Source organism: Paraburkholderia unamae (genome assembly GCF_003096875.1).
Taxonomy (GTDB): domain Bacteria; phylum Pseudomonadota; class Gammaproteobacteria; order Burkholderiales; family Burkholderiaceae; genus Paraburkholderia; species Paraburkholderia unamae.
On sequence record NZ_QEOB01000022.1, the window covers coordinates 95,920 to 110,580 of the forward strand.

Genomic DNA, 14,661 nt, shown 5'->3' on the forward strand with positions numbered 1-14,661 from the left:
AACCCGGCGCTGAATCGGGGCCTGGCAATCGGAAAGTCCGCCCGATCGAATGAGAATACGGGCAGGCAGGGAGTGAATCGGGCCAGCCGCTTTGGGGAAACATTCAGGAATGCTTATGGTGTTGCCGCTGCCGGTTCGACTCCGGCAGCGGCAACGCGTTGTTTCGGGGCGTTATTCCGCGCGCGTACTCGTCAGGTGATGGTAGCGCTCGAGGCTTTCGTTCAGGTGGCGGCGCATGGCGCGCCGTGCCGCGGCCTCGTCCTGTCTTTCGATCGCGTCGAGAATGTCCGCGTGCTCGCGCTGGATGCGGCGGATGTAGGTCTTGCGTTCTTTCGCGTTGGCCTTGGCGTGCTTGAGGCGCAGATCGATAATGATCTCCTGCCCGAGCGTGCGCAGAATAGACGAAAAGTGCGGGTTCTCCGAACAGGTGGCGATGGCGAGGTGAAACTCGAAATCGGCCCGCGCACACTCGGCGTCGTCCTCGACAGAGACGATCTCCATGCGCGCGTACACTTCCTTCAACGCCTTGAGGTGGGCTTCGGAGCGCCGCAGTGCGGCGTAGGCGGCGCACTCCGTCTCCACGCCAATGCGCAGTTCGAGCACGTGCATCGAGTTGTTAAGCGTGTTGCCGTCGATGAAATCGCGCCCGCTCGACAGGCTGCCTGCTTCGGCCACGAACACGCCCACGCCGTGCCGCGCAATCAGGCGGCGGCCGAGTTTCAGCGACGCGACGGCTTCGCGAATCACCGTGCGGCTCACACCGAATTCGGTGCACAGTTCCGCCTCGATCGGGATCTTCGCGCCCGGGGCGTATTCACCGCGGTCGATCTTGTCGTTCAGCGCCTGGATGACGAGTTCGGTGAGGCTGCGCCGCTTTCCGGAGGTCGCGGCACTTTTAAGGAGGGTTTCAGCGTCCAGAGTCATTCCGAGTGCTCCACACCGGATCAGGAGAGCGCTGCAATTCACGGATGCAGACGGACCGCGTGGCGCGTGGATCTTGTCTGACCTGCGCCGTATGACATATTACGACGACTTTACCACAGTCCGATGGGAGCAGCCCCGCCCCCGGAGCGCGGAGGGCAGGGCTTTTGATCTTCGTCAGGCGTAGATATAGCCTCCGCTGACGATCACGTTTTCTCCCGTTGCATAGGTGTTCCGGCTGCTGGCCATCATGACCACCCAGTGCGCGATTTCCTCCGGTTCCGCAGCGCGCCCAAGCGGGTTCGCGGCGGCGAGTTCGCCGAGGAATCCGAGCTTTTTGGCGCGCTCGGTTGCGAATCCCGCGGGCGCGACGGAATTGACGAGAATGCCGTCTTTCGCCACTTCCTGCGCGAACGATCTGGTCAGGCTCACGACGGCCGCCTTCGTCGCGGCGTAGTGGGCGTTCTGCGGATGCGCCTTGAAGGCGTCGACGGAAGTGATGTTCACAATGCGGCCTGCCACGTTCGGCTCGACCTTCGCGCGGCTGCGCATGTGCTCGATCGCGGCGACCATCATGTGGTAAGTGCCCTTGATGTTGACCGCGTTTTCTAGGTCCCACTCGTCATCGGAAATCTCGAGGATCGGGCGTCGCGGATAGATCGCCGCGCTGTTGACGAGGCAGTCCACCCGGCCGAGCGCGTCTAGCGCCTTCGCGAACGCCTCGTGGGCCGACGCCTTGCGCGTGATGTCGCCTTCCACGCCAACGACCCGGTGGCCTTGCGCCGTGAGCGCCCCAACGGTGTCGTCCAGCAGCGGGCCGTTCTTGTCGATCAGCGCGACGCTGTCCGCGCCGTCCGCCAGCATCAGGTTGGCGATCGACAGGCCGAGGCCGGATGCACCGCCGACGATTACGACTTTCTGGTTCTTCATGGCTGAAAGGGCTCCGCAATTACTTCATGGAAACGATGTGTGATCCGCCTGGCGCCTGGTCGGTCGGAAAGACTTCCAGGCGCGATACATCCACAGACTCGGGCAGGTTGAGCGCCGCGGCGATGAGTTCCGCGACGTGTTCGGGCTGGATCGAGCGATAGGCCTCGTAGAGCTTCTCGTTCGCCGCCTGCTCGCCCAGCGCCGTGCGATAAAGATTGGTCTGCACGCGGCCCGGTGCGATCTCCGTGACGCGCACGTTGCTGCCGAGCAGGTCGCAGCGCAACGAGTCGCAAAAGAGGCTGATCGCGGCCTTCGTCGCACCGTAGACGGCCGTATTGGGATGCGGGAAACGACCCGCGCTCGAACCCACGAAGAAGAGATGCCCGCGCTTGCGGCGCGTCATCCCGGCCAGCGCCAGATGCGCGAGGTGCAGGGGCGCGCGCAGGTTCACGTCGATCATGCTGTCGATGTCGTCGGGCGAGCTGGCGGGGAAGGGCGCGAGGCCCGGCAGCAGCCCCGCGTTGTTGACCACGACGTCGATCTCAACCTGCTCGAAGAGATCGCGCAGCGGCGTCAAGTCCCGCAGGTCGAGCGCGACGGGCGTGATATTGCCCTCGCTCGCCAGGGTTTCGAGCGCAGCCAGGTCGCGGCCAAGCGCATACACATGCATGCCGTCGCCGGCCAGCTTGCGGGCGATTGCGCGCCCGATTCCGCTCGACGCGCCGGTGACCACGGCGCGTTGGTAGATGGAAGGTTTCATCTCGTTCTATTCCGTGGGCACCGTTGGCGCAGTTCAGATCACGCCTTCCTCGAGGAAGGGGCGGTTCTCGACGACCCGCTCGTAACCGAGCGGACGCAGATCCAGCGAGCGATACTCGCCATAGGCGATCAACTCGCTCAGGCCGCGTCCGATCGCGGGTGACTGTTGCAGTCCGTGTCCGCTAAAGCCGTTGGCGAACAGGAAGTTCGTGACTTCCGCGTGCGGTCCGACGATCGCGTTGTGGTCCAGCATGCAGAAGTCGTAGTGACCTGCCCACGCGTTCACGACCTTGATGGCTTCGAAGGCGGGAACGCGCTCGGCCAGCGCCGGCCAGATGATCTCTTCGAACTCCGAATGAATGACGTCGAAGTCGTTGACGTCGGCGAGCGGGTCGGGGTCGGGGTAGCAGCCGGTGAGGTAATACTTTCCCTCCGGCCGGAAGAAGATCCCGGTCGTATCGATCGTCAGCGGCACGACGCCTTCGAGCGGCGTGCGGCAGTCGAAAACGAAGAGGCAGCGCTTGCGCGGTTCGACGGGAATGTCGAGGCCGGCGAGCCGCGCCATTGCCGGGCCGCGCGTGCCCGACGCATTCACCATGACGCCGCAGCCAATGGTTTCACCGCTTTTCAGCACGACGCCGGTGACTTTCGAGCCTTCGCGCAAGACGTTCACGACCTCGTTCTCGATGTACTCGATCCCGAGCGCGCGCGCCTTCTTGCGCATGCCTTGCAGCAGGCCGTAGCTGTCGAACCAGCCCTCGCCGGACTGGCCGTACACGCCGTTGACAAGCTGATCGGTATTGAGCCACGGAAAGCGCGCGGCAAGCTGTTCGGGGTCGAGCAGCACGACGTCCGCGCCGTTCTCGCGCTGGGTTGCGTAGTTGCGCTCGAACATCGGCGCGCCCCTGGCGTCGCCCAGGTACAGGTAGCCGTTTTCCTTGAAGCCAAGCTCGGGCGCGTCGCCGTCGACTTCCACCCGTTCGTGGAAGTTGCGGATGAAGTCGGTGCCGAATCGCGAGATCTGGATATTCAACGGGTTCGAGAACTGGTGGCGTATCGACGCGCTCGACAGCGCGGTTGCCGACTGCGCGTAAGTCGGATCGCGCTCGATCACGAGCACCGAGCCGTTGAAGTCCGGGTTCTTCGCGAGGAAGTACGCGGTGGCGCTGCCGACGACAGCGCCACCCACGATGACCACATCGTAATGGGTCTTTGATGCCTGTTGTGCCATCTTGGTAAGTTCCAGACAGGAGGTGGGGGCGCGAGTATCAGTTCGTTTTCGGGTCTTCGAAGTGGCCGTCGGCCGCGAACGATCCGCCCTGGAAGCGCACGGCCGGGTGACGAGGATCGGGCGTCGGGGTGTTGGCATACACCTCGGCGCGGTACGCGTCGGCCGAATCCTGCGGGCGGAAGCCGAGGTACGCGGCCTGCGTGTTGTCCCAGAAGTTCGCGCTGTTGGCCGAATTGCCGTACACGACCATATGGCCGACGCTCGGCGCCATCAGGGCGCGCTCGCACAGATGCGAGAAGTCGTCATAGGAGAGCCACGTGGCGAGCATGCGGCGATCGACGGGCTTGGGGAAGCACGATCCGATCCGCACGCACACGGACTCGATGCCGAACTTGTCGAAGTAGTAGCGCGAGAGGTTCTCCACGAACGTCTTGCTCACGCCATACAGACTGTCGGGACGCTGCGGCACGTTCGCGTCGATGGTCTGCGTGCACTCGTAGAAGCCGATTGCGTGAACCGAGCTTGCGTAAATCACCCGCTTTACGCCGCATTGGCGCGCGGCTTCGTAAATGTGGTAGCTGCCGACGATGTTCGAATCGAGAATGACCTGGAAGGTATTTTCCCTGGGCGCGCCGCCCAGGTGAATCACCATGTCGACGCCCTTCATCATTTCGAACACCGCATCGCGGTCGGCCAGATCGCATACGACATGCCGTTCGTTTTCGCGCGTCTCGCCAAGCGCGCTGCGATCGCTGAGCGTGAGCGTTTCGGCATAAGGGCGCAGCGATTCGCGCAGCACCGTGCCGAGCGCACCGGCCGCGCCGGTGATCAGGATGTTCTTGAAGGGGGGCGTTTGAATCTCAGGCATGCTGTGCTCCTTACCGGGTGACCGACGCATTCAGCGCGTCGAGCGTCAGTCCATAATCTTCCTGCAATTGCGCTTCCGAAATATATTCATTGCGGATGTCCCGCAGGAGCGCTGCGTGATCGCGCCGCGACGGCGATCCGACACCGCCGCCGCCGGGCAGCGAGAGCGTGACGCGCTCATGCTCCGCGACCGCCTGGGTGCCTTTGCCTTTCATGCGCGAGCCATCGGAAAGCGTGACCGCACCCGCCGCGCCGGATTGGCCGCCGGACTGTCCGCGCGCCGGGTGATCGATGCGATCGAACATCGCGTTGAAGCGGAAGTGATAGCCGTCGCGCGGGCCGATCTCCACGATCTGGCCGAGGCCGCCGCGATGCTCGCCCGCGCCGCCGGAACCCGAGCGCATTTCCTTGCGCCAGACGACGATCGGGCCGACCTGTTCCGTGGCTTCAACCGACATCGCGTGAACGCCGCTCGGAAAAGCCGTGGCGGAAAGGCCGTCGAGTTCCGCGCGCGCGCCGGTGCCGCCGCTGTTGAACATCAGGATCTCGCTGCCCTTGAGGCCCGAGCCTTCGCGCGCCGGGCGTGCGCTCACGTGCAGGTTCCACAATGCGCCGGAGCCTTCGGCCGGCACGCGGTGCGGCAGCACCTTGTTCAGTGCGCCGAGCACGAGATCGGGCACGAAGTGGCCGAGTACGTGGCGCACGGCAACCGGGCTTGGGCGCTGCGCGTTCAGGATGCAGCCTGCGGGCGCCTGGACGCGGAACGGTTCGAGCGACGCCGCGTTGTTCGGCACTTCCGGGGCGATGATGCACTTGAGGCCGTAACACGCGTACGCCTTCGCATACAGCAGCGGCACGTTGATCCCGAAGGGGCTCGCCGGCGACGTGCCCGCGAAATCGGCGAGGAGGTGATCGTCGCCCACGGTGAGCGTGACGTTCAGCTTGACCGGCGTGTCGTAGCCGTCGAGCGTCATGTCGTTCGTCGCGGTTTCCCTGGGCAGCGCGGCGATCCGCTCCAGCGTCGCCTCGCGGCTGCGCGCGAGAATGAATTCACCGATTCCTTCGACGTCCTTGAGATCGAATTCCTTGAGCATTTCGATCAGACGCTTGTGGCCCGTTTCATTGCAGGAGGCGAGGGCGTAGAGGTCGCCCACTACCTTGTCCGCCTCGCGCACGTTGTTGCGGATGATATTGACGAGGTCGCGATTGACTTCGCCGCGCTCGATCAGCTTCATGATCGGCACGAAGAGACCTTCTTCGTAGATCTCGCGCGAATCCGGGCCGAAGCCGCGGCCGCCGATGTCCACGACGTGCGCCGTGCTCGCGAAATAGCCGATCAGCTCGCCGTTGTGGAACGAGGGAGAGACCACCGTGAAGTCGTGCAGGTGTCCCGTGCCTTTCCACGGGTCGTTCGTGAGGTACACGTCGCCTTCATACATGCGCTCCACGCCGATGTCGTTCATGAAGTGCTCGACGGCTTCGGCCATCGTGTTGACGTGCCCCGGCGTGCCGGTGACGGCTTGCGCCAGCATGCGGCCGCGCTTGTCGAAAATGCCGGCGGAGAGGTCGCCGGCCTCGCGCACGCTGGTGCTGAAGGCCGTGCGGATGAGTGCCATTGCCTGTTCTTCGACCACGGAGATCAGGCGGTTCCACATGACCTGCATGTGGATAGTGTCGAGATTGCTGAGAGACATGCTTTACTCCTGGTTCGCGCGGGCGGCGTTCAGTTCTTTGGCGACAACGAGCAGACAGCCGTCGGGCTGGACCATGGCGTCGAAGGACGAGGTCACGAGCGTCGAGGTTTCCGGCTCGACGATGATGGCCGGGCCCTTCACGCTTTCGCCGACTTTCAGCGAGCCGCGCTCCACGATGGCGGCTTCGACGAAGCGCGAAAGCGCCGCATCGAAAATCTGCCGGGTGTTGGCCGGCGTGACGGCGTCGCGCGAGCTGACGAGCTGGAGACGCTCGACCGGCGGCAGCGGCGAGCTTGCCTTCACGGCCCAACTCACGATCTCGATGTCGAGGCCGTCGATGGGGCGGCCGAAGAACTGCGTATAGGCGCGGGTGAATGCCTCGGCAAATGCGGTGCGATCTTGCGCGGCGAACTGGCGGTACGGAAAGGCCACCGGGATTTCCCAGCCCTGGCCGACATAGCGCATGAACGCCTTGACTTCGACCTGGGGTTCCGCATCGCCCGAGCCCTGGCGAGCGAAGTGCAGCGCTTCTTCGCTCAACTGGCCGACGATCTCGTTGAGCACGTCGGCGTTGAAGTCGTTGAAGCGCATGGTCGCGCTGCGAACGCTTTCGTAGCCGAACGGCGCGCGCAGAAAGCCGATTGCCGAACCCACACCCGCACCCGGCGGCACGATGAACTTCTTGATGCCGCTCTTCTCGCACAGCCGCGCAGCGTGAAGTGGGCCGGCGCCACCGAAGGTGATCATCGTGTAGTCGCCGATGTCCTTGCCGCTTTCGACCGCGTGAACGCGCGCGGCGTTGCTCATGTTCTCGTCGACCACTTCCGCGACGCCGTAGGCCGTTTCTTCCGGGCTCAGGTGAATCGTGCCGCCCACCTTCGCGACCATGGCGCTGGCGGCATTGTCCTTCGAGAGCAGGATGCTGCCGCCCGCGAAGTTCGCGGGATCGAGGCGGCCGAGCAGCAGGTCGGCGTCCGTCACGGTGGGCTGGTCGCCGCCGCGCTGATAACACGCCGGACCCGGCTCGGACGCGGCGCTGTGCGGGCCCACGCGAATCTGCCGCATCACGTCGAGCGAAGCGATGGAGCCGCCGCCCGCGCCGATCTCGACCATCTCGACGACCGGGATCGAAATGGGCATGCCGCTGCCCTTCTTGAAGCGATACGTGCGCGCGACTTCGAACGTATTGGCCGTCTTCGGCGTGAGATCGTCGATGAGACAGATCTTCGCCGTCGTGCCGCCCATGTCGAACGAGAGCACCGTGTTGAGATCGTAGCGCGCGGCAATGTGCGCGGCGAAGATCGCGCCGCCCGCCGGGCCGGATTCGACGAGGCGCACCGGAAACTCCGAAGCGCTTTCGATCGACACGATGCCGCCGCCCGAATGGATGATGAAGATCGGACACACCGCGCCAGCGGCCCGGACTTCACCGAGCAGGCGGTCCAGATACGACTTCATGATGGGGCGAACGTAGGCGTTCGCGCAGACGGTGTTGAAGCGTTCGAACTCGCGGATCTGCGGCGACACTTCGCTCGAAATCGAAACCGACACATGCGGCAGCCGCTTTTCGAGCGCCTCGCGCATCGCGCGTTCGTGCGCACCGTTGACATAGGCGTGGATGAAGCCAACCGCCACGCTCTCGTAGCCGCCTTGCTCGATGCGATCCACGATGGCGCAAATCTGCGCCTCGGTCGGCGTAAGGAGGACGCCGCCCTGCGCGTCGACGCGCTCGGCGAGCGTAAAGCGGTCGCAGCGCTCGATGAGCGGCGGCGGCAGCTTGATGTTCAGGTCGTACTGTTCGAAGCGGTTTTCCGTGCGCATCTCGATCGTGTCGCGGAAACCCTGGGTGGTAATGAAAGCGGTTTTCGCGCCGCGTCGCTCGATCAGCGCGTTCGTTGCGAGGGTCGTGCCGTGGATGATGACGCCGATATCCTTCAGACCAATGCCGGCCTTGTCGGCCACGATGCCGATGCCCTTGATGATCGCGCGCTCGGGCGCTGTGTAGTCCGTGAGGACCTTGGTGGAGAAAAGCTTTCCACCCAGTTCCAGCGCAACGTCGGTGAAGGTTCCACCGATGTCGACGCCCACCCGTGCCTTGTCGTGACTGGCCACCATGACTCTCCTGTTCAAGTCTTAAGACATATGCGGACGCGAAGCTCCGCGAATTTCTGTTGACGAACGCCTGGCGGACGTGAAAGGGCATTGTCAGCCCATTTCCTGCTGCCGTTCCCGCCGTGTTCGTCCTGCGCTTCGAAGTCATTTTTTTGCGCGTTGACATATGATGAGTGACGTCTTACAGTGCTGTCAACACGAACAATATTATTTGCGTCTGGCTGGGTGGTTCAGTAGCCGGGTGGGTTCGGTAAGTAATTGTTTATAAGTGGTTTGTTTGTGGTCTGTGCGTGTCGCAAACGATGCCGTATGACTCGTGCAGGGGGCGATTTCTACAAGCCCTGAAGGTCGAAAAAAGGCGAATTTTCTCGAATTTTTTTGATGCTTGGGATCGTCGGCGCGGAGCCCTTCTGGTCTTCGCGTGTGCTTAGGGGTTAACACCGGGACAGGCCAGTGCCAAACGAGTCAGTTCGCATGACTAATGAAAATGAGGCGCGCGCTCAAGCGCAAGCCGGCCGGGTGAGCCGGGTTCCGAATTGAACTGGCAGGACGAAAGGAAAGCAAGATGAAGGTACTCGTGAGCGTGAAAAGGGTCGTCGATTACAACGTGAAGGTTCGTGTGAAGTCGGATGGCACGGGCGTCGACATCGCCAACGTGAAGATGTCGATGAACCCGTTCGACGAAATCGCCGTTGAAGAAGCGGTGCGGTTGAAGGAAGCGGGTGTCGCGACCGAGGTGATCGCCGTTTCAGCCGGTGTGGCGCAGGCGCAGGAAACGCTGCGCACGGCGCTCGCGATCGGCGCGGACCGAGCGATCCTGGTCGAGTCGAATGAAGACCTCCAGCCGCTCGCCGTGGCGAAACTCCTGAAGGCGCTGGTGGAGAAGGAGCAGCCATCGTTGGTCATTCTCGGCAAACAGGCTATCGACGACGATTCGAACCAGACCGGCCAGATGCTCGCGGCGCTCGCGAACCTGCCGCAAGCCACGTTCGCCTCGAAGGTCGTGGTCGCCGACGGCAAGGCTACGGTTTCGCGCGAAGTGGACGGCGGCGCGGAAACGCTGTCGCTCACGTTGCCCGCAGTCGTCACGACGGACCTGCGCCTCAATGAGCCGCGCTACGTCACGCTGCCGAACATCATGAAGGCGAAGAAGAAGCCGCTCGAAACGCTCAAGCCGGAAGACCTGAGCGTTGATGTCACGCCGCGTTTGAAGACGCTGAAGGTCTCGGAACCGGCCAAGCGTAGCGCAGGCGTGAAGGTGCCCGACGTTGCGGCGCTGATCGACAAGCTGAAAACCGAAGCCAAGGTGCTGTAAGGGAGCGATTTGAAAATGACGATTCTGGTTATTGCCGAACACGACAACGCGAGCGTCAAGGCCGCGACGCTGAACACTGTGGCTGCCGCGCAGAAGATGGGTGGCGATGTTCACGTGCTGGTTGCGGGCCACAACGCCCAAACCGCAGCCGATGCCGCAGCGAAGATCGCAGGCGTTGCGAAGGTGCTGCTGGCGGATGCACCGCAACTCGAACAAGGCCTCGCTGAAAACGTCGAAGCGACGGTCCTGAGCATCGCAAAGAATTATTCGCACATCCTCGCGCCCGCAACGGCCGCGGGCAAGAACTTCACGCCGCGCATTGCCGCGAAACTCGACGTTGCACAGATCAGCGACATCACCGCCGTCGAATCGCCCGATACCTTCGAGCGTCCGATATACGCGGGCAATGCGTTCGCCACGGTTCAATCGGCCGATCCGATTAAAGTCATCACGGTCCGCACGACCGCATTCGACGCAGCCTCAGCCGAAGGTGGCAACGCCGCAATCGAAAAGCTCGAAGCCGCAGCGGACAGCGGCCTTTCGCAGTTCGTGAGCCGCGAAGTCACGAAACTGGATCGCCCGGAACTCACGAGCGCGTCGATCATCGTCTCAGGCGGTCGCGGCCTTGGCAGCGGCGAGAACTATACGAAGGTGCTGGAGCCGCTGGCGGACAAGCTCAACGCAGCACTGGGCGCATCGCGCGCGGCCGTGGACGCGGGCTATGTGCCGAACGACTATCAGGTCGGTCAGACCGGCAAGATCGTCGCGCCGCAACTGTACGTGGCGGTCGGCATCTCCGGCGCGATTCAGCATCTGGCCGGCATGAAGGACTCGAAGGTCATCGTCGCGATCAACAAGGACGAAGAAGCGCCGATTTTCAGCGTGGCCGATTACGGTCTCGTAGGCGATCTTTTCGATGCCGTCCCTGAATTCTCGGCCGCCGTTTAACGCGCCTGCGCGCGAAGCCACCATTTGTCTCGACTTACCCATAAATTCGGAGAAAGCCGGAAATGATTTCGACCACCGACCCGCACATCAACCGTAAGCCACGCAATATTTCGCAGACCGAATGGGATGCCCGCGTTCAGGTTGCCGCCGCATACCGCCTTGCCGCCCGGTTTGGCCTGACCGACCTGATTTACACGCACATTTCGGCACGCGTTCCGGGGACGAACGACCAGTTCCTCATCAACCCGCATGGCTGGTTCTTCGATGAAATCACGGCGTCGTCGCTGGTGAAGATCGACGTCAACGGCAAGCCCATCGGCGACGACCGCTTCGAAGTCAATGCAGCGGGCTTCACGATCCATAGCGCACTGCACACGGCGCGTCACGACGTGGAATGCGTGGTGCACCTTCATACGACGCCCGGCATGGCGGTCGCGGCGATGGAGTGCGGCCTGCTACCGCTGAACCAGATCAGCATGCAGTTCTACAATCGCGTCGCCTATCACGAGTACGAGGGGATCTCTCTCGAACTCGACGAACGCGAGCGCATCGTGCAGTCGATCGGCAAGAAGGACTATCTGATTCTGCGCAACCACGGACTGCTGACGACGGGCCGCTCGGTTGCGGAGGCATTCACGCGCATGTTCTACCTGAACAAGGCGTGCGAAATCCAGGTTGCAACGCTTTCGGCCGGGCAGAAGGTGCGCATTCCGTCGCCGGAAGTCTGCGAACACGCCGCCAGGCAGCACGACGACTACGCGTACCTCGACACGGTCCACCTCGACCGGGAATGGACCGCGCTACTGCGTCTGCTGGAACGCGACGGCGCGGATTACCGTACCTGAGCGGCGCAGCGCCGTTCGATCCCCCGCGACGGCAGTGAGCCGGGGCGCGGTAACAACAGAAAAGTCCCACAGGCACACAAAGCGCCGGTGAGCGCTGGCCACGCCTTCATTGCCGGCAAGCAAGAAGGCGATTTCATGGAGGAGCGACAACCATCTATGCATGCCTTCGCGATGCAGGCCGCAGCGAGCGATTCGCTGTCCCGTCCTGCCCGGCCGCTGGTAGCGGCGGCCTTCCACGATCTCTCTCGCCAACCCGCAAAGCGCCTGGCCTGAAGCGGCGGCGGGCAATGGCCGTGGATTCGTATTTCGTAGATTCACCATGCTCGATGTTCGAGCGGATCAAGTTTATGGAGGATACCTGAACATGTCGGATTCCAGACATTTCAAGAAAAGTCTTTCCGCGTTCGACCTGGCGTTGATCGGCTTTGGGACCGTATTCGGTTCCGGATGGTTGTTTGCTTCCAGCAACGTGGCGTCGATCGCCGGACCCGCGGGGATATTCTCGTGGCTCATCGCGGGCATTGCGGTGCTTGCGCTAGGCGTCGTTTATTGCGAGCTGGGCGCGGCGATTCCGAGCCCCGGGGGCGCAATCAGCTACCTCGATCTGTCCCACGGACCGATGGTGACGTACCTCATGGGTCTCATGACGGTGATCTATATGTCGAGCATTGTCGGCCTCGAGGTGGTGGCGGCGCGGCAATACGCGGCGGCGTGGTGGCCCGCTCTCAACGTCGCGGGCACGAGCAACGCCAGCACGCTGGGGTGGTTCGTGCAGCTAGGGTTGATCGTGTTCTTCTTCGGTCTGAACTTCTCCAGCGTGCGTACCTTCGCGCTCGCCAACAACATCATTACCACGATCAAGTTCGTGGTGCCCGCGATCATCGTCGTGACGTTGCTGATGCACTTCAAACCGGCGAACTTCCATGTTGCCGGTTTTGCGCCGCATGGCTTCTCCGGAATCGAAGCAGCGGTTTCGACCGGCGGGGTGATCTTCGCTTTCCTCGGACTCACGCCCATCGTTGCCGTGGCGAGCGAGGTGCGCGACCCGCAGCGCTCGATTCCCATTGCGCTCGTTTCTTCGATCATCGCCGCTGGCGTGGTCTATATCCTGTTGCAGGTGGCGTTTCTCGGTGCGGTTCCCACGGCGATGCTCAGTGGCGGCTGGGAATCGGTCGGCAAGAAGCTGTCGCTGCCGTTCCATGACATCGCCATTCAGCTTGGCATTGCGTGGCTTGCCGTTGTCGTCGCGATCGATGCGGTGGTGTCGCCTTCAGGATGCGGAAACATCTTCTTCAGTGCAACGCCTCGCGCCCTGTACGCGTGGTCGAATTCCGGCACCTTCTTCAAGGCCTTCGCGAAGGTCGATCCGAAGTCGGGCATCCCGCGCCGTGCGACCTGGCTCACGCTCGCGCTTTCGGTGTTCTGGACGCTTCCGTTCCCTTCCTGGGAAGCCATGATCTCGGTGGTGTCGGCTTCGCTCGTCGTCAGTTATGCGGTCGCACCGGTATCCGTTGCCGCCCTGCGCAAAAGCCACCCGGAAATGGAACGCCCCTTCCGGGTGAAAGCGCTCGGCGTCGTCGGTCCTCTCGCGTTCGTGGTGGCGACGTTCATCGTGTACTGGACCGGCTGGCAGAATCTTTGCTGGCTGCTAGGTGTTCAGATCGCGCTTTATGCGGGCTACCTCATCGTGATGAGGAAGAAAACGGTCGGCGTCATGACGTTCGCGCAACAGATCCGAAGCTCGCTATGGGTTGCCGGTTACTACCTGCTCACGCTGATTGCGTCGTACCTCGGCCCGTTTGGCGGCATCGGCCTCGTGCCGCATCCGTACGACTTCCTGATGGTCTGCGCAGTGGCGCTCGCGGTGTATCACTGGGGTGCGCGCACCGGCGCGCCGCGCGAGGTCAAGGCTCATGCGGAGCCATCCCGGTACGGCAAGCGTTCCGAGGAAAATGCGTATGCCGAAGACCTCGGTGAATGCGGCGTGTGACTCGCAGCGTCAGGCCTTGAAGCATGGCGGCCGCGCGCCGGGGATCAGCGCGCGCGGCGCATCGACTGCCTGCGAAATTCGCGCACCACGTCGAGAAAGGCGAGCAGGATCGGCGTTGTATCGCCCTTGCGGTAGAGACAGTTCAGTTCGATATGGCGCAGGCTGCGCGACTTGAGCGGCCGGTAGACGAGCCCCGGCAGCTTGAGGTTGCCCGCTGACGCCGTCGTGATGCAAATGCCGAAGCGGCTTGCCGCCAGCCCGAGCGCCGTGATGACGTCCTCCACTTCCTGCTCCACCACGAGCGCGACATTCTCGTCGGCAAAGGCCTGGGTCACTTCCTGCGCGAGCCCGTGGAGCGCCGCGTTGGGGTAGAGAATCATCGGCTCGCCTTCGAGGTCGCGCAGGCGCACGGCCTCCTTATGACACAGAGGATGATCCTCGTGCAAGGCGACGAGGAAGGGCTCCTCCTGCACGGTCTCCACGACGATATCTTCCTCCTCGGGCACGAGCCGGTTGAAGCCGACGGTGATGCGCCGTTCCCGCAGTGCTTCGATCTGCGCGGCTTTCGAGAGATTGTGCAGACCGATCTTCACGCCGGGGCGCGCGGCGTGAAAGGTGGCGAGCAGTTGCGGGATCGCATGGAGCACGCCGGAGGTGAAGATGCCCACGTCGAGGCGGCCGAGCATGCCTTGCCCCGCGAGCTGCGTTTGCTCGGTGGCGCGCCGGGTAAGCGCAAGAATGTTGGGGACCTCCGCCAGCAAGGTGCGGCCCGCCTCGGTCAGCTCCGCACCTTTAGGAGTCCGCGTGAAAAGCGCGGTGCCCATTTCCTCTTCCAGCGTTTTGATATGCCGCGTGAGCGGGGGTTGCGCCATGTGCAGGCGCTGCGCCGCACGGCCGAAGTTCTGTTCCTCCGCAACAGCGAGGAAATAGCGCATCTGTTTCAGGTCCATGGACGTAGACGCTCCTTCATACTGAATCGGTATGGCATCGCCAAAAATGAGTATTGGACGGTATGCAGCGGGTTTGGGCAACATGGTACTCAACGTGGC

At 63.0% G+C, this 14,661-nt stretch carries 12 protein-coding genes; 4 read left to right on the forward strand and 8 right to left on the reverse strand.

Annotated elements, in window-relative coordinates; translation table 11 throughout:
* Positions 1–171: 171 nt before the first annotated feature.
* The 7 genes from C7402_RS35500 to C7402_RS35530 all read right to left on the reverse strand — a co-directional run bounded on the left by C7402_RS35500 (position 172) and on the right by C7402_RS35530 (position 8,517).
* Entirely contained in the window at positions 172–924 is a 753-nt protein-coding gene (locus C7402_RS35500) for a FadR/GntR family transcriptional regulator (protein WP_116613887.1), read from the reverse strand.
* Between the two features lie 174 nt (positions 925–1,098).
* Complete coding sequence (locus tag C7402_RS35505) at positions 1,099–1,851, reverse strand: SDR family NAD(P)-dependent oxidoreductase (protein ID WP_112176645.1); 753 nt, start codon at positions 1,849–1,851, stop codon at positions 1,099–1,101.
* 19 nt (positions 1,852–1,870) lie between these two features.
* Complete coding sequence (locus C7402_RS35510) at positions 1,871–2,611, reverse strand: SDR family oxidoreductase (RefSeq protein WP_116613888.1); 741 nt, start codon at positions 2,609–2,611, stop codon at positions 1,871–1,873.
* Between the two features lie 33 nt (positions 2,612–2,644).
* Positions 2,645–3,841: an NAD(P)/FAD-dependent oxidoreductase gene (locus C7402_RS35515; RefSeq protein WP_112176643.1), complete on the reverse strand. Its 1,197-nt coding sequence runs from the start codon at positions 3,839–3,841 to the stop codon at positions 2,645–2,647.
* Positions 3,842–3,878: 37 nt separating this feature from the next.
* Positions 3,879–4,709: an NAD-dependent epimerase/dehydratase family protein gene (locus C7402_RS35520; RefSeq protein ID WP_112176642.1), complete on the reverse strand. Its 831-nt coding sequence runs from the start codon at positions 4,707–4,709 to the stop codon at positions 3,879–3,881.
* Between the two features lie 10 nt (positions 4,710–4,719).
* Positions 4,720–6,402 carry a hydantoinase B/oxoprolinase family protein gene (locus C7402_RS35525; protein WP_116613889.1) on the reverse strand — a complete coding sequence of 561 codons (1,683 nt, stop codon included), beginning with the start codon at positions 6,400–6,402 and terminating at the stop codon, positions 4,720–4,722.
* Between the two features lie 3 nt (positions 6,403–6,405).
* Positions 6,406–8,517: a hydantoinase/oxoprolinase family protein gene (locus C7402_RS35530; RefSeq protein ID WP_116613890.1), complete on the reverse strand. Its 2,112-nt coding sequence runs from the start codon at positions 8,515–8,517 to the stop codon at positions 6,406–6,408.
* A 562-nt stretch (positions 8,518–9,079) separates the two neighbouring features.
* On the opposite strand from C7402_RS35530, the gene C7402_RS35535 reads away from it, so the two are divergent.
* The 4 genes from C7402_RS35535 to C7402_RS35550 all read left to right on the forward strand — a co-directional run bounded on the left by C7402_RS35535 (position 9,080) and on the right by C7402_RS35550 (position 13,612).
* Positions 9,080–9,829, forward strand: a complete 750-nt coding sequence (locus C7402_RS35535; protein WP_116613891.1) for an electron transfer flavoprotein subunit beta/FixA family protein — start codon at positions 9,080–9,082, stop codon at positions 9,827–9,829.
* Between the two features lie 15 nt (positions 9,830–9,844).
* Complete coding sequence (locus C7402_RS35540) at positions 9,845–10,777, forward strand: electron transfer flavoprotein subunit alpha/FixB family protein (RefSeq protein ID WP_116613892.1); 933 nt, start codon at positions 9,845–9,847, stop codon at positions 10,775–10,777.
* 62 nt (positions 10,778–10,839) lie between these two features.
* Complete coding sequence (locus C7402_RS35545) at positions 10,840–11,622, forward strand: class II aldolase/adducin family protein (RefSeq protein ID WP_116613893.1); 783 nt, start codon at positions 10,840–10,842, stop codon at positions 11,620–11,622.
* 364 nt (positions 11,623–11,986) lie between these two features.
* Entirely contained in the window at positions 11,987–13,612 is a 1,626-nt protein-coding gene (locus tag C7402_RS35550; RefSeq protein ID WP_116613894.1) for an APC family permease, read from the forward strand.
* 44 nt (positions 13,613–13,656) lie between these two features.
* Here C7402_RS35550 and C7402_RS35555 read toward each other — a convergent pair whose 3' ends face one another.
* Positions 13,657–14,562, reverse strand: coding sequence for a LysR family transcriptional regulator (locus tag C7402_RS35555; protein WP_116613895.1), 906 nt, complete (start codon positions 14,560–14,562; stop codon positions 13,657–13,659).
* Positions 14,563–14,661: the final 99 nt, after the last annotated feature.

Excerpts from the sequence above, each read along its gene's own strand:
- C7402_RS35500 (WP_116613887.1), bottom strand. The coding sequence starts at position 924 with ATGACTCTGGACGCTGAAACCCTCCTTAAAAGTGCCGCGACCTCCGGA.
- C7402_RS35505 (WP_112176645.1), bottom strand. The coding sequence starts at position 1,851 with ATGAAGAACCAGAAAGTCGTAATCGTCGGCGGTGCATCCGGCCTCGGC.
- C7402_RS35510 (WP_116613888.1), bottom strand. The coding sequence starts at position 2,611 with ATGAAACCTTCCATCTACCAACGCGCCGTGGTCACCGGCGCGTCGAGC.
- C7402_RS35515 (WP_112176643.1), bottom strand. The coding sequence starts at position 3,841 with ATGGCACAACAGGCATCAAAGACCCATTACGATGTGGTCATCGTGGGT.
- C7402_RS35520 (WP_112176642.1), bottom strand. The coding sequence starts at position 4,709 with ATGCCTGAGATTCAAACGCCCCCCTTCAAGAACATCCTGATCACCGGC.
- C7402_RS35525 (WP_116613889.1), bottom strand. The coding sequence starts at position 6,402 with ATGTCTCTCAGCAATCTCGACACTATCCACATGCAGGTCATGTGGAAC.
- C7402_RS35530 (WP_116613890.1), bottom strand. The coding sequence starts at position 8,517 with ATGGTGGCCAGTCACGACAAGGCACGGGTGGGCGTCGACATCGGTGGA.
- C7402_RS35535 (WP_116613891.1), top strand. The coding sequence starts at position 9,080 with ATGAAGGTACTCGTGAGCGTGAAAAGGGTCGTCGATTACAACGTGAAG.
- C7402_RS35540 (WP_116613892.1), top strand. The coding sequence starts at position 9,845 with ATGACGATTCTGGTTATTGCCGAACACGACAACGCGAGCGTCAAGGCC.
- C7402_RS35545 (WP_116613893.1), top strand. The coding sequence starts at position 10,840 with ATGATTTCGACCACCGACCCGCACATCAACCGTAAGCCACGCAATATT.
- C7402_RS35550 (WP_116613894.1), top strand. The coding sequence starts at position 11,987 with ATGTCGGATTCCAGACATTTCAAGAAAAGTCTTTCCGCGTTCGACCTG.
- C7402_RS35555 (WP_116613895.1), bottom strand. The coding sequence starts at position 14,562 with ATGGACCTGAAACAGATGCGCTATTTCCTCGCTGTTGCGGAGGAACAG.